Origin of the sequence: Acinetobacter sp. YH12233 (assembly GCF_013417725.1) — a bacterium.
GTDB lineage: Bacteria > Pseudomonadota > Gammaproteobacteria > Pseudomonadales > Moraxellaceae > Acinetobacter.
Map to the genome: position 1 here is coordinate 15,748 of NZ_VPDK01000033.1, position 17,531 is coordinate 33,278.

Below are 17,531 nucleotides of genomic sequence, written 5' to 3' on the forward strand. Positions count from 1 at the left end.
ATGCATGCCCTTCTATGCCATGCCAGATGGCGAACAGTTATTTGTACGTGAATACGGTCAGGGTCAACCGGTACTGGTCCTATCCGGTCTGGGCATGTTGAGCTGGCAATGGGCAGCTTTTCTCTATCCACATCAGAAAAACTTCCGCTTTATTATTCCTGAATGGCGCGGTTTTGGGGCGTCTAGTCACTGCAAAATCCCGCAAGACCTGGATGCGATTTCCAGTCACTGGCTTGATGTTCAGTCGGTGATCCAGCAGCTCAATTTAGATCAATTCATTGTAATTGCTTACTCTATGGGCGCGACAACCACCATGCATGGCCTGTGCTATGGGAACTTTGCCAAACACATAGCAGCTTATTTGCATATTGACCAAACACCGAAGATTCCGGTCGATAATGCCTGGGCATTTGGACTTTTTGGTCCACGCCATCAGGAATTTATTGAAATTTTGCAGCAGCTTTCAACATTACTTGCAGAACATCAGCATATTGAACTCATTCGGGATCTGGATAATTCAGTACGACAGCAAATTGCAGCATTATGGCTGCGCTTTATCCAGCTACAAAATGATCGTCCAGCCAGTTTGAAAGTATTTAAGTTCATCCTGAACCAACCTCGTCTGCAAAGCCTGCTCCTTCCTTCTAGCCGGGTGGATTATATGGCGTGGTACATCAATAATTATTTATATCATCAGGAAGATTATCGTGAAGCTCTGACGAAGCTTACTTGTCCAGTAACTTTCTTTAGCGGTGTGCAGTCAAAACTTTATCCTGTGGAAGGTCAGCGCCTAATTGCCCAAAGCCTGCCTCAGGCTAAACAGGTACTTTTTACAAAATCTGGCCATACCCCCTTACTGACCGAACCACTCAAATTTGCCAAGGAGCTCGGTATCTTTCTGAAAGACAATTTACAGTCGAGTTCATCAGCGGCCTAAAGATTCAGGAGAAGAAATCATGAAAAAACTGGTGGTGTTTTCAGGTGCTGGCATGAGTGCGGAAAGTGGGATTAACACCTTTCGTGACAGTGATGGGCTTTGGGAACAGTATCGTATAGAAGAAGTGGCCACACCGGAAGCTTGGGCTAAAAATCCGGAACTGGTGCAACGCTTTTATAATGCCCGACGTAAAAATATTCTGGAAGCACAGCCAAATGCAGCTCATCAACTCATTGCCGAACTTGAAGATGATTTTGATGTACATGTGATTACCCAGAATATTGATGATCTGCATGAACGTGCGGGAAGCTCCAAGGTCATTCACCTGCATGGTAATATCCGCCTAGCCAAAACCTCAGGCCCGAATTGTCAGTACACCACCGAGTTTTATCCGATTGAAGGGACTGAATTAGATTTAACTAAACACTTCTGTAAGGATGGCTATCCACTACGTCCACATGTAGTCTGGTTTGGCGAAGCAGTTCCTGCTTATGAAGAAGCACAAGATTGTGTACAGAATGCTGATATTTTTGTGGTCATTGGAACCAGTTTGCAAGTATATCCTGTTGCTGGTTTAATCCATGAGATTCCAGCTCACTCCACAGCTTACTATATTGATCCCAAAGCAGATCAACAGCATTTACCAGTTCAGTTTCACAAGATTTCCCAAACGGCCACAGAAGGCATGAAGACCTTACTTAAATTACTTGAGTCCGAGATCTAGTCATCATTCAAAATTCGTATTCTATAGTTGACAGTATGCAACAATCATTTTTTAATCAGCCTATTGTTGCAGGAATGGAATTAAACGATGCTGACTGATCTGGATGATTTTTACTGTTTTGCGCAGGTCGTTGAACATGGCGGCTTTAGTGCAGCCGAACGTGCCACCGATATTCCCAAATCCAAGCTCAGCCGCCGTGTTTATAATCTGGAAGAACGCCTTGGTGTCCGCCTGATTCAGCGTAGTTCTCGCCATTTTGCAGTCACTGATATTGGCATGAATATCTATCGACATGCACAAGTGATGCTCAGTGCAGCACAGGCCGCCCATGATCTGGTGGATCATCTCAGTACTGAACCGCGTGGTACCATTAAAATCAGCCTGCCCGTCTCCATTGCCCAGAATGAAATGGCAAAAATCCTGCCGGATTTCCTGAAAAAATATCCTGAAATTAAAGTCCAGATGATGATCACCAATCGACGTGTGGACATTATTAATGAAGGTTTTGATCTGGCCTTACGGGTACGGACCAGCCTGGATGATGATCCGAATCTGGTAATTCGTCAGTTTGAAAAAATTGAACAGCATCTGTTTGCCAGTCAGGGCTATTTAAATGAATTTGGCGATCTTAAAACACCTGAACAGCTCTCTGAACATAAAATTTTAAGCATGGCTGAGGAACATACTGAACAGTTCCTGATATTGCAGAATGAGCAGCAGCAACAGAAGAAAATCCGGATCAACCCGACCGTAATGGGATCAGACCTGAATATGCTGGCACAACTGGCAGCTTCAGGCTGTGGTATTACCTTATTGCCCGATAATGTCGTGCAGCAATATATAGAACGGGGCGAACTGGTTCGGGTACTTTCAGACTGGAAAACGGCACATGGAATTTTCCATCTGGTTTATCCTTCCCGTCGTGGTCTGTTACCAGCTGTAAGAGTATTTATTGATTATCTGGTTGAGCATCTGCATCTTGTATAAATAGACATATTTCCGGCAAAAAAAATAGCTCATTCTTGGGGAAAAATGAGCTAATAAAAACGATTCACTACAGCATGAAGTGAACGAAAGGAAACTACTACCGCCAAGCCAAATCTAATACACAGCAATCAGACATCTAACAAAGCAAATATCAACTAACTATAAATAGATTAAGAGAATTTGGCTGGTTAAACCACTTCTTCATGTAGTATTTTGTAGGCTTTTGTCATTAATAACACGTATGCTGTAATTTATGTAAGCTACTGTATTTCAATGCATAACATGAAAAATAATTTAAATTTCCGGATACTCGCCAGTGCCTTCTGGCCATGGTGATAACAGCTCAAAACCTGTGTCGGTTACAACTACCATGTGTTCCCATTGAGCTGACCAGGATTTATCTGCAGTCACGACTGTCCAGCCGTCCTTCAGCTCTTTAACACGTGCTTTACCCATGTTGACCATAGGTTCAATGGTAAAGACCATACCGGGTACCAGTTTGATGCCCTGACCTGGTTGTCCGTAATGCAGAATGTTTGGCTGTTCGTGATAAATTTTACCAATCCCATGACCACAATATTCACGCACAATGGTGTAGCCTTCACGCTGTGCAACAGACTGGATTGCATAACCAATATCGCCTAGGGTTGCGCCCGGTTTAACGGCATGAATCCCGGCAACCATAGCTTCATAAGTGGTTTCGACCAGACGTTTGGCTTCAGGAGTTGGTGTACCGACATAATACATTCGACTGGTATCGCCAAAATAACCGTCTTTAATGATCGCAACGTCAATATTAATAATATCGCCATCTTGCAAGACCGTATTCGGAGATGGAATACCATGACAAACCACTTCATTCGGTGAAATACAGGTGGTTTTGGTATAACCATAATAGCCAATATTAGCTGGCGTCACTTTTAGTGTATTGACGATAAAATCATGACAGATGTCATCCAGATATTCAGTTGTGACACCCGGCTTGACATGCTCCCCGATCATTTCCAAAACCTGTGCAGCCAAACGCCCAGATATACGTAATTTTTCGATATCTTGTTCGGTTTTCAGAGTAATCGCTGGAGCTCGCATGGATCTATCCTCAAGGTGAATCGGGAAATTATAGTCCTTTTTCAGCCAAGATGCGCATTTGTTCGCTCTGCATGACAATTCTTAAAACTTGCTCTAGAGAATCTCAATGCTGCTTATTTATACAAACAATAAGCTTAAAATGATGAAATGGAGCCTAAATGATTTATTTATTTAAAAATAAATTATAATTTTTTTAACTGAATATCAAAGATATATTTCTACCAAGCTTTTAAAGTTCATATTATCCGATCATCAAGATCAGTAAAATCAAGGCTTTCGGCATTAAATTAAACTCCAAAAATCATCATATATACACTAAAATCGCTTTCTTTTATTTATTTGTTCTCCCTCTATGACAAGTCTCCGTACAAGAGATATTGTGGCCTTAGGTTTTATGACCTTTGCACTGTTTATTGGTGCAGGCAACATTATCTTTCCACCGATTGTGGCTCAACAAGCCGGTGAGCATGTATGGTTAGCTGCCCTAGGTTTCCTGATTACGGCAGTTGGCCTACCTGTCATCACCATCGTGGCATTGTCACGTGTTGAAGGTTCAATCCAGATCTTAAGTTCTCCTTTAGGTAAAGCTGCCAGTCTTTTATTGACTGTCGTGTGTTATCTGACGGTTGGGCCTTTGTTTGCGACACCACGTACTGCAACCGTTTCTTATGAAATCGGCTTCTCTTCATACTTTGGCAATGCACCTAGCAATCTGCTGATCTATAGTGTGATCTATTTCGCTGTAGTGACTCTGGTTTCCCTTTATCCAAATAAGATTCTGGATACAGTTGGATACTTCCTGTCTCCAGTAAAAATTATCGCATTGATTATTTTAGGCGGTGCTGCAGTATTGATTCCTGCCGGCAAACCACCTGCTGCAGTGGGTAACTATGTTACAAGTCCGGTCACTGAAGGCATCGTTAATGGTTATCTGACCATGGATACCTTAGGTGCATTGGTCTTTGGTATTGTGATTGTGCGTGCGATTACTTCTCGTGGCGTAACGGATCGCAAGCTGATTACCAAATATGCAGTCAATGCAGCGATTATTTCTGGTATCGGTTTGACGCTGGTGTATCTCAGCCTGTTTAAACTAGGCTTAGGTAGTCATGATGTTGCCCCTAATGCTGCGAATGGTGCGATTATTCTGCATGCCTATGTACAACATGCTTTTGGTGATATGGGTGCTTATTTCCTTGCCACCATGATCTTTGTTGCCTGCATGGTGACTGCGATTGGCTTAACCTGTGCATGTGCTGAATACTTCTCCTCTATTACCAAACTGCCTTATAAAGCCTTTGTCTTTGTACTGGTCGGCTTCTCGCTGGTGATTTCAAATCTTGGTTTGACCAAACTAATTGCCGTGTCTGTGCCTGTATTGAGCGCGATTTATCCGCCTGCGATTGCAGTGATCCTGCTAAGCTTCTGCGGTCATTTCTTTAAAAAGCCTGCTCAAGTTGTTGCACCGACTACACTGGTTGCATTTATTTTCGGTGTTTTTGATGGGCTTAAAGTTGCTGGTCTTGAATTACCTGAATTGCTACAGAACTTACCGCTTTCTGAACAAAATATGGCATGGCTGATTCCATCTCTTATTGTTCTTGTCATTGCCGCTGTGATTGACCGCATCAGAAATTAATCTTTCTAAGAGGTCATAAAAATCGTATTTTTACCCAAAATCCGGTTTTAGCGTGATCAATATCTGTCAGGTTTTACCCAAACCGGCATTTATTGTTTACACCCTAACCTTCTCATCATAGCCAAATTGTATTTTAGAAAGCTTTATAAACTTTTAATCAATTATTTTAATTAGCTTCTTTCTTACTTCCGTTTTCATTCTTTAGCAGAAGATCAATACAACTCTCTATTTTACTGTTTTTTAAACATATTGTTTCCTGATTAAACCAACTCACCTTCATCATCCTACATAGACTTACATTCTCTGGATTATCTCTACAAATTTTTGGCGTAGAATTTGCTTTTCTCTATGGTAGCAATGATTGGTCACTTGCACACTTCAGTCGAACTGCCCTCGCTGAAATGTTAACGGTGATGATTCAGATGCAATCATTGATTAGTGCAGTAATACGACTAAAGGAGGCCTTTTTTAACTGTTAAAGTTCACTTAAATAGTTGCAAAGGTTGAAATTAAGAAGTACAACTGTATATTCAATTCAGACTAAATCAATAAGATTTACTCTTCAATAATACAAATAAACGGGAGGGATGGAGATGTTATCAGTACATTTCAAAAAGCAAGTCTTCATTGACGCTCTTAAGGCAAATACCAATCTGGTGACTTTCTTGAGCACCACGGTTGCGCTTATGCTGACCTTGATTGTGCATTGTTTAATTCAAGGCAATTTAAAATTTGAGTACGTCGGTTATGCCTTGATTGTGTCGGCAGCCTTTTTCTTATGGGCTGTGATTGACCAGAAATACCGATAATTTATTAATAAATTTATACCCCAGTGGATGATCTGGCCAGTCATCCATCTGGCAGAAAAGAAATAAATTGAGCTTAAAGCTCAAAAAATAAAATCAACTATTAAAAAATTAGAATAATCCGACCGCCGCCCCATAAAGAAGCACACTTGTTCCTCCTAATTCTGTAATAATTAAACCTAACATTGCCAAAGTCATAAGCACGCCCGGCAACTGAAATTTACCTAGTTGATGCGGTCGCTTAAACTGATTAGTGGTGTCTTTCAAAAACCCATGCAAGATATACGCACTAATCGAGAAACTGAAAAAGAGAACATTGATCAATACACAGATCAAATTAATCTGCGAAAATAGTGCTGAATAGTAAGCCAATACTGCCAGAATCAATGTCGCAGGGGCATAAAGCAGACTGCTGCGATGCGCAATATCCACATAATAATGCGCCCGTGAATTGACAGACTGGCGGATTTGCCAATACTTCCATACTCCGGTTAACATCCCCACCCATAAGAATATTCCACTAAAAATAATCGCGATCTTTACTGCCAGATCAAGTTCGATTCCCTGCATATTTTCATTCCGTTTTTATCATCGTACTGACTTTTTAGTCATTGTTTTAACAAGTTTCTTTGAAGAAGTCAGGTAAATTTAAGCATTCATTCTGATTCAAAAATATAGTGTAGCCCATGTCTGAATTCGAAACATTGACTCTAAAGTGCCAGGATGGCTATCAATTAAGTGCACGTTTTTATCCAGTCACTGAGACTGAAAGTAAGAAATCTCCCATATTAATCTGTCCTGCGACTGGCATTACCAAACAGTTTTATCATATTTTTAGCTGCTGGTTGCAAACTCAGGGTTATGCCGTAATGGTATTTGATTTTCGAGGTATTGGGGAATCTTTAAAAGGTTCGGTTAAGCAGTCTAAAGCCAGTATTGTGCAATGGGGACAACTGGACATTCCGGCTGCGATAGATGCGCTATTAGCTAAAACTCAGGCAGCAAAGGTCATCTTACTTGGTCATAGTGCTGGTGGACAGCTGCTGGGTATTGTCCCAAACTATGTCAAAGTGGAAAAAGTCGTGGCAATTGCCGGATCGACGGGTCATATTAAAGGTTTAAGGGGCCGCACCAAATTACTAGCGCCAGTGATGTTCAATATCATTTTCCCATTGGCACGTATCACTAAAGGCTATGGCCCAACCCAAGCGATTGGTATGGGTGAAAACCTGCCAAAAGATGTGGCACGTGAATGGGCAGAATTTTGTAGTAAACCAGGTTATATAATTAATGCGATTGGTAAAAAGATCGCACCAGCACATGACTATCATGCTCAGATCACCTGCCCGATCACATCAATCTGGGCGTCGGATGATGAAATCGCCACTCAAGCGAATGTCAAAGACTTGCTGCGCTTATATCCAAAAGCAGCCACAGAAATGATTGAGCTAAAGCCCCAAGAATATGGTCATAAAGGGATTGGCCATATGCTGATGTTCAAGAATTCACATCAAAACTTATGGCCAGTCATTGAGCAACAGTTATCTGCCTAAAGATGATTTAAATGGCTATTGATAGGTTAATGTGCTTTAATACGCTCAGTATGAGATGAGCCTCTTACAGTATGTGCCTCAGATGTGCATACGACTAGCCCCTAACCATGGGGCTTTTTCATGTCTATATGATTTTAAAGTTGTATTAAAATTTAACCGAAAAATGCAATGATGCTCTGAATCACCACAGCATTCACAATATCAATAAAAAATGCACCACACAGCGGTACGATCAAAAATGCTTTATGTGATGGACCATAACTATTGGTGACCGCCTGAATATTGGCAATCGCAGTCGGTGTTGCTCCCATACCAAAACCACAATGTCCTGCTACCAATACAGCGGCATCGTAATTTTTTCCCATGATTCTAAAGGTCACAATTGCGGTAAATAAAATCAGTACCGCTGTCTGCGCAAACAAAATGGTAATGAGCGGGCCTGCCAAATCGGCCAGTAACCAAAGTTGCAGTGACAGTAAAGCCATAGATAAATACAGAGACAATGACGCATTTCCGAATACATCAATAGCACGGTCGAAGATATCGACTTTTAGGACATGTTCCAGGAAGTTACGTACAATCACCCCTGTCCCTAAGGCCCAGACAAAGGTCGGCAGTTCAAACCATCTTCCCTGACTGATCTCTGTCATCTCATTCGCAACAAAAATACATAGCGCAAACATCCCCAAAGTCGACACTGCATTACTGGCTGTAATCAACCGGGTTTTCTTTGGATATTCGAAGGGTGCGGTGTTGATGCTAGTATCGAGTTGTTGCTCATTGGTCTCTTGCGCTACTGTCTCTGCCAATTGATTGCGTTTAATCAAGAATTTGGCAACCGGACCGCCCACAAGTCCACCAATAATCAAACCAAAAGTAGCGCTTGCCATTCCGAGGACAATTGCCCCCTGGATTCCATATTGAGTTTCCAGAACTTCACCCCAAGCACCGGCAGTACCATGACCCCCTGTTAAGGTAACAGAACCAACAATCAGACCAATCAATGGATCAAGCCCAAGTGCTGTAGCTAAGCTCATACCCACCGCATTTTGTACAACTACAAATAGAATGACACAGACCAGAAAGATCAGCAGTGATTTCCCGCCTTCTTTGAGCTTGGTAAAGTCTGCACTTAAACCAACAGAGGTAAAGAACATCAGCATCAAAATAGTTTGGATTTCTGAGTCAAATGTGGCACTGATATTAAAAAATTTATAGAGAATAAAAGCTGTAATCGCTGCGATCAGACCGCCGATTACGGGTTCGGGTAAGTTATAATTTCTAAAGAAGCCAATTTTACTAACCAGATACCGCCCAATGAAAAGAAAAAAAACTGCAATTACCAAGGTGCCAAAGGCATCGATTTCATAATTCATAATATTCCCTATTGGCTTTATTTTCATACAGTTTTAGGAAAATAGTATGAAAAATCAATTTTAGAAATGTTATGCAAGTTATTGTTTCTAGTAATTGTTTGATTTACAGCCTGAATAGAGACAATTAATGTGGTGGAATATCATAAACCCAGTTGCGTGCTTGCTGGTCAGTCGTAGTTTCACAAACATAATAATCATGATCCCAAGCATCTTGATGGAAGATTTCCTTTTTATGGTAAGTCACCTGTTTACCATTTTCGACGCAGACAAAGCTATCGCCTTGGTCTTTAACCTGAGTTCCATTGAGGAAACCACCAATGCAGAGGAATCGAGATTGTTTGGGCTTTTATGACAACTTTCAATAATTTTTAATATTTGAATTGCATGATATATTTAGTAAATGTGCAATTTGTAGAAGTTTTTAAATATATGCTTATCTGAAAAATGATATTGCTTTACATCCTTCATAAAACCACATTAGTACTACTAGCATATTATTAAATGTATCTTGATAAAACGCATATTGGAAAATCTCAGGATTATCTCCTTTTCTTTTAATATTCTTAAATTTATTAAAATAGTAATCCTCCATTTGACCTTGTTGTTCTATCCAATTCTTATCAGGGATTGGTGAAAATAAAGGAGTTGAGTGTACTGAACCCTTATACCTCTTTCCAAATTCATAATAATAAAGTCCTAGAGCACAACATCTTAAAACTTCTTTCAATCTATCCCTATCTACAGTTAATTCCAAAGCTTCAAAAATATCTTCTGACTCTGAATCTTTTATTTTTACTGCTCTAGCTGTCGATATTAATTTTTCTTTTAGTTTAGATATTCGATCCTTTCTACTCCAAGAACGCATTACCTTACTTTCAAAATTTAAAAGTCCATATTTACCTGTTTGAATTGTCATTGATAAAACATTCAACAGATATTCATCATCACCTGACTTCTTACAATTATGATTCACACATGAAGGTACTTTGATCAGTCCTTTTCTTAAATCTAAACTAATATCTTTTAAGTCTTTTTTTTCTGGAAATAAGCATTTTGGTGGCACGTGTTCTTTTGTTGTCGCCAAATTATCACACATATAGCAAGATTGATTATTCATATAAAAAAGCGTTCATAAGTCAGCCCTAATCATACTTCTTATTTAAATTATCTTTCAATTAAACAGTTAATTCTAAATCAATTTTTAGAGAAACTTTTTTCTGTATATCTTCTACAATCGCATTTGGTGCCACAGTAAACAATAACATTTCTAACAAATAAGGCTTACCACCTTGTTCATAGATTTCTTTAGAAAGCATTTTTATCAACTCACAATATTCATTATAAGCATTTTTATGACTACGGTATTTAGGGCTCTTTCCTGTCAGACGAAATATTGTTTGCATATCATATTTCATCAACTCACTATTTCGACTTTGTGGCTGACTAAACAGCTCCCACTCAGATGCATAATTAAATAGTAGCCAATTGAGTGAATAAATCACTCTTGAATCATAAATAACGTATTCACTGGGTTGAATGAAAGAAGCAACTTTAGAAAAAGATGAAATACGATCAAAAGATACTTTAGTAAGCGATTTTTCCTCAAGATCCTTTAAAAATTTCAAAATTTTGGCATCGTTCAGTTCATTACGTTTGAAAGAAGAAATCCCGCCCCACTCTTGAATTATCCAATAATAACCAGGTAAACAGTCACCTTTATTCAAGGCTTTATTGAAATGTTCTTTGAGATAAACATTTCTATCGAAGTTTGAGGATAAATAATCTGGAATTTGTATCGGGCAATTTTTGGGAATATCCCAATGATAATTTTTTATATCGTGTTGTGCTGATAATTCTTTTAAAATCGAAATAAGTTTGTACATCTTATAAATACTAAATAAAAAAATAAGGGCTGATAAATCAGCCCTTATTCTAAACTACTTTTTGATCAATTAAGCTAATTGAGCAGCAGCAATTTTCTTGGTATCGATGTCTTTAGCAGCATCTGTATACTCGCTCATCTTGTCGAAGTTCAAGTATTGGTAGATGTCAGCAGACATACTGTCGATTTGAGCAGCGTACTGTTGGTATTCTTCTGGAGAAGGTAATTTACCTAATACAGCAGCAACAGAAGCAAGCTCAGCAGATGCTAGGTAAACGTTAGCACCTTGACCTAGACGGTTCGGGAAGTTACGAGTAGATGTAGACACACAAGTAGTGTTTGGAGCTACACGTGCTTGGTTACCCATACATAATGAACAGCCTGGCATTTCAGTACGAGCGCCAGCTTTACCATAAGTATTGTAGAAACCTTCTTCCATCAATTGGTGTTCGTCCATACGAGTTGGTGGAGCCAACCATAGACGAGTAGATAAAGAACCACCAGGTACTTTGTCTAGAAGTTTACCAGCTGCACGGAAGTGACCGATGTTAGTCATACAAGAACCGATGAATACTTCATCAATTTTCACGCCTTGAACGTCAGAAAGAAGTTTCGCATCATCTGGGTCGTTCGGGCAGCAAAGAACTGGTTCTGTGATTGTAGAAAGGTCGATTTCATACACTTTAGTGTATTCAGCATCAGCATCAGCTTTAAGAAGTGATGGGTTAGCCAACCATTTTTCCATGTTCTCAACACGGCGCGCCATAGTACGAGCATCGCCATAGCCTTGTGAAATCATCCACTTCAGCATAGTGATGTTAGAACGTAGGTATTCAGCAACTTTCTCTTCAGAAAGAGTGATCGCACAACCAGCAGCAGAACGTTCAGCAGAAGCATCAGAAAGTTCGAATGCTTGCTCAACAGTCAGGTCAGTTTCCATTTCTGTCAGGTCAATCTCAAGGATACGGCCAGAGAAGATGTTTTTCTTACCTTTCTTCTCTACAGTCAGGTCACCTTCTTGGATCGCTACGTAAGGAATTGCATGAACTAGGTCACGTAGAGTGATACCAGGTTGCATTTTACCTTTGAACTTCACAAGAACAGATTCTGGCATATCAAGTGGCATAACACCAGTTGCTGCAGCGAATGCTACAAGACCAGAACCCGCTGGGAATGAGATACCGATTGGGAAACGAGTATGTGAGTCACCGCCAGTACCAACGGTATCTGGAAGAAGCATACGGTTTAACCAAGAGTGGATAATACCGTCACCTGGACGTAGAGAAACACCGCCACGGTTCATGATGAAATCAGGAAGCGTGTGTTGCATTTGAACGTCAACTGGTTTTGGATACGCAGCTGTGTGACAGAAAGATTGCATTACCAAGTCAGCAGAGAAGCCTAGGCAAGCCAAGTCTTTTAATTCGTCACGAGTCATCGGACCAGTAGTATCTTGAGAACCAACAGTAGTCATACGTGGTTCACAGTAAGTACCTGGACGGATACCTTGACCTTCAGGAAGACCACAAGCGCGACCAACCATCTTCTGAGCAAGGGTGAAGCCTTTGCCAGTGTCAGCAGGTTGTACTGGAGTACGGAACAGAGTTGAAGGCTCAAGACCAAGCTCTTCACGTGCTTTAGTTGTCAAACCACGACCGATGATCAGGTTAATACGACCACCCGCACGAACTTCGTCTAAAAGTACTGGAGTTTTAAGGTCAGCTTCAGCGATTTGAGCGCCGTCTTTGAACGCAGTTACTTTAGCAGCAGCCTTGTCGATTTTAAGAGTGATTTCATCACCCATGTTCATGTTTGCTACGTCGATTTCAACTGGTAACGCACCAGCGTCTTCCATAGTGTTGAAGAAAATCGGAGCAATTTTAGAACCTAAGCAATAACCGCCTTCTTTCTTGTTAGGAATGTGAGCGATTTCGTCACCGAAGAACCAAAGTACAGAGTTAGTTGCAGATTTACGAGAAGAACCTGTACCAACAACGTCACCTACGTAAGCAACTTTGTTGCCTTTCGCGATGAGATCTTTAATTTGGTTTAATGGACCAACTTCACCAGGAACTTCTGGGTTGATGCCATCACGTTCGTTTTTCAGCATTGCATTTGCGTGCAATGGAATGTCTGGACGGCTCCAAGCGTCTTGTGCTGGAGACAAGTCATCAGTATTCGTTTCGCCAGTTACTTTGAAAACTGTCAGTTTGATTTCTTCTGGAACGTCTGCACGGTTTGTGAACCATTCAGCGTCAGCCCATGATTGAAGAACAGCTTTTGCATTTGCATTACCTGCACGTGCTTTATCAGCTACGTCATGGAACGCATCAAATACAAGAAGCGTTTTTTTCAAAGCTTCAGCAGCAAGACCACCAAGCTCTGCGTCTTCTAGAAGTTCAACTAAAGGAGCAACGTTATAACCACCAAGCATAGTGCCCAGTAAGTAAACCGCACGTTCTTTAGAAACTAGTGGAGAAGTCGCTTCGCCTTTTGCCAATGCAGCTAAGAACGCAGCTTTTACGTATGCAGCTTGGTCAACACCCGCTGGAACACGGTTTTCAAGCAAGTCAACTAAGTATGCTTCTTCACCAGCTGGGGGATTTTTTAATAATTCAACTAATGCAGCAGTTTGAGCATCATCAAGTGGCTTCGGTGGGACTCCGAGTGCGGCACGTTCTTCAACGTGTTGGCGGTAAGCTTCTAGCACGGTGTTATTCCTCTTTTTTAAAAAATTACCTGTGAATTCCTGCTTTATAAAAGCTTCACAAATAATATGGACTCTAAAATTTTACTAAAATTCCAGTTAAAAGTTAATGCAAGTACAGTGTTTCTTTGTGATGCTCATTATTTTATAACTAAATGATGCTTATAAAGATCATTCAATAATCAAATCATCATCGCCTTGCATAATTTAAGTACAGATATGGCAACTTTTAACCAAATTTGACGCATAAAAAAGGCAACATCGATGTTGCCTGATTTACTTAGAAAAAGATACTCCACCTTAGTGGACTGTCGTCGAGTTCAAATATTGCTGAAAAGCGTCCCGACAACCCTCAAATTTTAATTCGCATTGATCTTCATAAGTCTGACTATGGTTGTTGCTGGCAAAGGAAATCTCGACCAGACAGCGTTTTTTGTCCTGCTCCAAGATCTGCTTAATCACGACCTTGTCTCCTACACTCAGGACATAGCGTCCGCCACCGATAATCGCCAATCCTTTTTCATCTTCTAACAGCAGATCTGAGTGATATAAATACTTCACGACGTCCATATTATTGTTCTCCTCAAGGCTTTGGAGTTAAATTCATTATTCAATATAAAGATAAGCATTTCTATATTTTAGATTTAGCAATTGTCACAAATTATATTTAATATTGCTTAGGCTATTTTTATTATTAGAAGAATTTTCTTATATCTATAAACCACTATTTATTTTGAATGATGATTTCTTAGTTTGTTTTATTTAAATATAAAAAACCGTTCCTTAGAACGGTTTGTAATCTGGCATTTTATCATGCGGTGTGGCGATACATTTTTCGGTAAATTCAGCGCGGACTTTCTCACGGGCTGCATCTACATCGGTCTTAATTTCCTGTTCCGGAAGTGCATAGACTTCATCGATAATATTCAGGATAAAACCGCGAGTAATGTCGTCATCAATCTTGTTGGCATGCTCAACAGCCTTTTCTTTCTCGATCGCATTCTGACGATCCAGCATAATGGTCCGTGCAGCATTCCCCACACTACGACAATAGCCATGCCACTGCTCTTCAGGGGTTAAAGGTTTTTTCTCTGCACAGCCGACCAGAGCAACCATCAGCGATAAAGCAAATAACTTTTTCATGAATTTCTCCTTCCGAGAGGCACTATAAGAGATCAGCACAGATTTGTCATTTAAAATGAAATTTCTACCTATTCTTATTGATACTGCCTGCTCGAAAGTAGCATTTCATATCTTAACCACAGCTGGCCTGAACTACTTTCTTAGTGGCTGGATCTACAGTGACCGTCACGCGCTCTTCACGATAATCCATAGTGACAGGCTGGCCAGGTGCAACCATGCGTACCATTTGAGCTTTGGTTTTTTCTTTGATTTGCGCTTCAGTTAAATTCGATTGACCCACCAGTGCAGCTGCCTGATCAGCGATACATTTAGGCTGGTTTGCTCGGAAATATTCCCATTCTTCGACCACTTGCCCATTTTTTATATGACAATAGCCCACTTGCCCATTAGTTTCATTACGGATTTCCAGCTTTCCACCCTGATTGATACAATAGGCACTCGCTGGATTGGCTGTTCCTAATGACGCAGAGTTTGAATCAGGCGACTGGGTTGTACTACAACCAGCAAGGAGGATGGATGCAAATAATCCGGACAAACCAGATAAAATTATTTTTTTCATGAGCGGTATTCTTCTAAAGGAATTCGCCTTTAATGTAGCATATTCCATTTATAGCGTCAGATCTGAAAAGGCTTGAGTGTTTGTAATTCTGTAAAAAGCGGCAGGATCATTTTTTAATATCATTAGGTTTAACCCCATTTAAGTTCTCACTATTTCCTATGATTTATATCAATCAATAATTAGCTTTTAAAAGTAATCTCTTTCTTAAACTAACTAAAATTTAGATTCAGTTAAATATTGGAATGGCTTCAAGATGACAATGTCATTACATTATTATACAAAGTGTTTATTACCTTTCATCAACCAAGGATTACTCTAATATTTTGTTTTTAGACTATTAAGCTAATTCTTGCCTCAGTTTTTTATCCTAGTCTTCTTTATGCGCTGAGCTTAGTGTTTGTACTAGCAATCATATTGATTTAATATTTGATTGAATTTTAAACTTTATCTCGGCATGCAAGACGATCTCCAGCTTTCCTTAAAAGAATACCTTTCTACGGTTCAGGAAGTAGTTAAAATCACTTTCGATACACCGGTGTGGGTCAAAGCTGAGATTCGAAATTTAAATATCAAAGCTGGCCATTACTATCTGGAACTGGCAGAAAAAGATCCTGACAATGATCAGGTCATTGCCAGTTGCCGGGCCACCATCTGGAAATTTGCTGCACAGAAAATTGTGACGCAATTTGAACGTGAAAGTGGTATTGAGCTAAGCCGGGACCTTAAGGTTTTAATCAAAGTCAAAGCCAGCTTTGATCCGCAATATGGGTTTTCCCTAAATATTGTAGAGATTGATTCTGGATATACCTTGGGAGATATAGCCCGACGTTATCAGCAGATTGTAGAAAGACTGACAACCGAAGGTCTGATTAATCGCAATAAAAATCTGCCTACACCTTTTGACCTAAACCGGATTCTGGTGATTGCTCCAGAAAAGGCTGCAGGTCTGGGCGATTTCAAGAAAGATGCTGATGCTTTACAAAAAGCTCAGGTATGCGAATTTATCTATCACAGTGCGACCTTTCAGGGAAATACGGCAGCGCAAAGCATCATGCAAAGCTTGGCACAAGCTTTAAAGCAGTGGGCACAAACTTATCATAACGCGCCTGACCTGATCGTAATCATTCGTGGCGGTGGTGCAGTCAATGATCTAGCTTATTTAAATGACTATGCATTGGCTGCCCTGCTCTGCAAACGTTCAGTTCCCGTCTGGGTTGGTATTGGTCATGAAAAAGACAGGACGATTCTGGATGAAATTGCTCATCGTTCTTTCGACACACCAAGTAAAGTGATTGCTGGAATTCGCAATCATGTCGTCGAGCTGACGCAAGAAGTTATAAATAACCTGCAAAGTATCCAGAGACTTTCTCAACAGCAAATTCAAGCTTATCAAAGCCAGAATGAGCAATATCTAAAGCTAATCCAAAATTTGGCCAATCACCAGATTATGAATGCCTTGCAACGTTTAGAGCAGCTCAAGTCCAACACCTCTAACCTTGCCCAGCAACAGACCCAACTGATTAACCAGCAGCTAGATGCCCTGATGCGGGAAACACTGCTGCAAAATCCCAAACATGTTTTGTCCAAAGGCTATGCCATTGTGCGCCAGCAAGAACATGTGGTTCGTTCAATCCATCAAATTGATGTCCAACAACCCGTTCAGGTTGAATTACACGATGGCCTATTTTCAGCACAACTTACGCAGGTAACTCCCCATGAGTCATGATACTTTGAGCTTTCAGGAAGGCTATGACATCTTGAAAAAGAATGCTGAATTACTTGAATCTCAGCAAGAACCAGATATTGATAATCTGATGAAAATCGTTGAAGAGTCTATGCAGGCGTATAAAGCCTGTAAATCTCGAGTGGAAGCTGTTCAGAATGCACTAAACGAGACCTTTAAGGATTAATTTTATTAAATACCTTAAATCAGTATAGCCTGATGATTTAAATGCTTAGGCTATTTTTAAATCTCTTGCCTATAAAAAAGCCCTCATTTAGAGTAATGCCAGTCAGTTAAGCAAATATTAGTAAAATGTAGTAAAAATGAGTGTATGTAAATACGCTCATTTTTTTATGACTTTATCTGAAAATTTAGATTGCACCCTTCAACATTCTTTACCTTCACT

At 40.2% G+C, this 17,531-nt stretch carries 18 protein-coding genes; 8 read left to right on the forward strand and 10 right to left on the reverse strand.

From position 1 onward, the window contains the following. Positions 1-4 precede the first annotated feature (4 nt). The 3 genes from FTV12_RS12815 (at position 5) to FTV12_RS12825 (ending at position 2,648) form a co-directional block, all read left to right on the forward strand. The gene (locus FTV12_RS12815; protein WP_180034169.1) at positions 5-937 is read left to right on the forward strand and encodes an alpha/beta fold hydrolase; all 933 of its coding nucleotides are present in this window, start codon (positions 5-7) and stop codon (positions 935-937) included. Positions 938-956: 19 nt separating this feature from the next. Beyond that, positions 957-1,661 carry an NAD-dependent deacylase gene (locus FTV12_RS12820; RefSeq protein WP_179993005.1) on the forward strand — a complete coding sequence of 235 codons (705 nt, stop codon included), beginning with the start codon at positions 957-959 and terminating at the stop codon, positions 1,659-1,661. Positions 1,662-1,748: 87 nt separating this feature from the next. After that, positions 1,749-2,648 (forward strand): LysR substrate-binding domain-containing protein, encoded by a 900-nt coding sequence (locus FTV12_RS12825; RefSeq protein WP_166134896.1) that lies wholly within the window; start codon positions 1,749-1,751, stop codon positions 2,646-2,648. A gap of 294 nt (positions 2,649-2,942) precedes the next feature. Here FTV12_RS12825 and map read toward each other — a convergent pair whose 3' ends face one another. Beyond that, positions 2,943-3,737: a type I methionyl aminopeptidase gene (gene map, locus FTV12_RS12830; RefSeq protein WP_179993006.1), complete on the reverse strand. Its 795-nt coding sequence runs from the start codon at positions 3,735-3,737 to the stop codon at positions 2,943-2,945. A gap of 352 nt (positions 3,738-4,089) precedes the next feature. On the opposite strand from map, the gene brnQ reads away from it, so the two are divergent. Beyond that, complete coding sequence (gene brnQ, locus FTV12_RS12835; RefSeq protein ID WP_159123164.1) at positions 4,090-5,376, forward strand: branched-chain amino acid transport system II carrier protein; 1,287 nt, start codon at positions 4,090-4,092, stop codon at positions 5,374-5,376. Between the two features lie 593 nt (positions 5,377-5,969). Then, positions 5,970-6,185, forward strand: coding sequence for a hypothetical protein (locus tag FTV12_RS12840; RefSeq protein ID WP_004783783.1), 216 nt, complete (start codon positions 5,970-5,972; stop codon positions 6,183-6,185). 108 nt (positions 6,186-6,293) lie between these two features. Here the strand turns inward: FTV12_RS12840 and FTV12_RS12845 are convergent, their stop codons facing one another. Then, on the reverse strand, positions 6,294-6,752 hold the full coding sequence (locus FTV12_RS12845; protein WP_180034170.1) for a hypothetical protein: 459 nt from the start codon (positions 6,750-6,752) through the stop codon (positions 6,294-6,296). A 116-nt stretch (positions 6,753-6,868) separates the two neighbouring features. Here FTV12_RS12845 and FTV12_RS12850 point away from each other — a divergent pair, with 116 nt between their 5' ends. Further along, positions 6,869-7,735: an alpha/beta fold hydrolase gene (locus FTV12_RS12850; RefSeq protein WP_179993008.1), complete on the forward strand. Its 867-nt coding sequence runs from the start codon at positions 6,869-6,871 to the stop codon at positions 7,733-7,735. Positions 7,736-7,887: 152 nt separating this feature from the next. Here FTV12_RS12850 and gltS read toward each other — a convergent pair whose 3' ends face one another. The 8 genes from gltS to FTV12_RS12890 form a co-directional block, all read right to left on the reverse strand. Further along, on the reverse strand, positions 7,888-9,111 hold the full coding sequence (gene gltS / locus FTV12_RS12855; RefSeq protein WP_104484060.1) for a sodium/glutamate symporter: 1,224 nt from the start codon (positions 9,109-9,111) through the stop codon (positions 7,888-7,890). 124 nt (positions 9,112-9,235) lie between these two features. Beyond that, complete coding sequence (locus FTV12_RS12860; RefSeq protein ID WP_179993012.1) at positions 9,236-9,430, reverse strand: hypothetical protein; 195 nt, start codon at positions 9,428-9,430, stop codon at positions 9,236-9,238. Positions 9,431-9,544: 114 nt separating this feature from the next. Beyond that, a complete protein-coding gene (locus FTV12_RS12865; protein WP_257218526.1) occupies positions 9,545-10,228 on the reverse strand; it encodes a hypothetical protein in 684 nt (227 codons plus the stop codon). Positions 10,229-10,286: 58 nt separating this feature from the next. Continuing rightward, positions 10,287-10,994, reverse strand: coding sequence for a hypothetical protein (locus tag FTV12_RS12870; protein WP_179993009.1), 708 nt, complete (start codon positions 10,992-10,994; stop codon positions 10,287-10,289). 69 nt (positions 10,995-11,063) lie between these two features. After that, on the reverse strand, positions 11,064-13,703 hold the full coding sequence (locus FTV12_RS12875; RefSeq protein WP_004783803.1) for a bifunctional aconitate hydratase 2/2-methylisocitrate dehydratase: 2,640 nt from the start codon (positions 13,701-13,703) through the stop codon (positions 11,064-11,066). A gap of 297 nt (positions 13,704-14,000) precedes the next feature. Continuing rightward, the gene (locus FTV12_RS12880) at positions 14,001-14,270 is read right to left on the reverse strand and encodes a hypothetical protein (RefSeq protein WP_004783805.1); all 270 of its coding nucleotides are present in this window, start codon (positions 14,268-14,270) and stop codon (positions 14,001-14,003) included. Positions 14,271-14,483: 213 nt separating this feature from the next. Then, the gene (locus tag FTV12_RS12885) at positions 14,484-14,843 is read right to left on the reverse strand and encodes a hypothetical protein (protein WP_004783806.1); all 360 of its coding nucleotides are present in this window, start codon (positions 14,841-14,843) and stop codon (positions 14,484-14,486) included. 112 nt (positions 14,844-14,955) lie between these two features. Beyond that, on the reverse strand, positions 14,956-15,402 hold the full coding sequence (locus tag FTV12_RS12890) for an I78 family peptidase inhibitor (protein ID WP_004783808.1): 447 nt from the start codon (positions 15,400-15,402) through the stop codon (positions 14,956-14,958). Between the two features lie 454 nt (positions 15,403-15,856). On the opposite strand from FTV12_RS12890, the gene xseA reads away from it, so the two are divergent. Beyond that, positions 15,857-17,128, forward strand: coding sequence for an exodeoxyribonuclease VII large subunit (gene xseA / locus FTV12_RS12895; RefSeq protein ID WP_180012372.1), 1,272 nt, complete (start codon positions 15,857-15,859; stop codon positions 17,126-17,128). Then, positions 17,118-17,312, forward strand: coding sequence for an exodeoxyribonuclease VII small subunit (gene xseB / locus FTV12_RS12900; RefSeq protein ID WP_005235956.1), 195 nt, complete (start codon positions 17,118-17,120; stop codon positions 17,310-17,312). The genes xseA and xseB overlap by 11 nt, the downstream gene beginning before the upstream one ends. Positions 17,313-17,531: the final 219 nt, after the last annotated feature.

What these genes read in the sequence shown, in the direction of transcription:
- FTV12_RS12815 (WP_180034169.1), top strand. Translation starts at nt 5, where the DNA reads ATGCCCTTCTATGCCATGCCAGATGGCGAACAGTTATTTGTACGTGAA.
- FTV12_RS12820 (WP_179993005.1), top strand. Translation starts at nt 957, where the DNA reads ATGAAAAAACTGGTGGTGTTTTCAGGTGCTGGCATGAGTGCGGAAAGT.
- FTV12_RS12825 (WP_166134896.1), top strand. Translation starts at nt 1,749, where the DNA reads ATGCTGACTGATCTGGATGATTTTTACTGTTTTGCGCAGGTCGTTGAA.
- map (WP_179993006.1), bottom strand. Translation starts at nt 3,737, where the DNA reads ATGCGAGCTCCAGCGATTACTCTGAAAACCGAACAAGATATCGAAAAA.
- brnQ (WP_159123164.1), top strand. Translation starts at nt 4,090, where the DNA reads ATGACAAGTCTCCGTACAAGAGATATTGTGGCCTTAGGTTTTATGACC.
- FTV12_RS12840 (WP_004783783.1), top strand. Translation starts at nt 5,970, where the DNA reads ATGTTATCAGTACATTTCAAAAAGCAAGTCTTCATTGACGCTCTTAAG.
- FTV12_RS12845 (WP_180034170.1), bottom strand. Translation starts at nt 6,752, where the DNA reads ATGCAGGGAATCGAACTTGATCTGGCAGTAAAGATCGCGATTATTTTT.
- FTV12_RS12850 (WP_179993008.1), top strand. Translation starts at nt 6,869, where the DNA reads ATGTCTGAATTCGAAACATTGACTCTAAAGTGCCAGGATGGCTATCAA.
- gltS (WP_104484060.1), bottom strand. Translation starts at nt 9,111, where the DNA reads ATGAATTATGAAATCGATGCCTTTGGCACCTTGGTAATTGCAGTTTTT.
- FTV12_RS12865 (WP_257218526.1), bottom strand. Translation starts at nt 10,228, where the DNA reads ATGAATAATCAATCTTGCTATATGTGTGATAATTTGGCGACAACAAAA.
- FTV12_RS12870 (WP_179993009.1), bottom strand. Translation starts at nt 10,994, where the DNA reads ATGTACAAACTTATTTCGATTTTAAAAGAATTATCAGCACAACACGAT.
- FTV12_RS12880 (WP_004783805.1), bottom strand. Translation starts at nt 14,270, where the DNA reads ATGGACGTCGTGAAGTATTTATATCACTCAGATCTGCTGTTAGAAGAT.
- FTV12_RS12885 (WP_004783806.1), bottom strand. Translation starts at nt 14,843, where the DNA reads ATGAAAAAGTTATTTGCTTTATCGCTGATGGTTGCTCTGGTCGGCTGT.
- FTV12_RS12890 (WP_004783808.1), bottom strand. Translation starts at nt 15,402, where the DNA reads ATGAAAAAAATAATTTTATCTGGTTTGTCCGGATTATTTGCATCCATC.
- xseA (WP_180012372.1), top strand. Translation starts at nt 15,857, where the DNA reads ATGCAAGACGATCTCCAGCTTTCCTTAAAAGAATACCTTTCTACGGTT.
- xseB (WP_005235956.1), top strand. Translation starts at nt 17,118, where the DNA reads ATGAGTCATGATACTTTGAGCTTTCAGGAAGGCTATGACATCTTGAAA.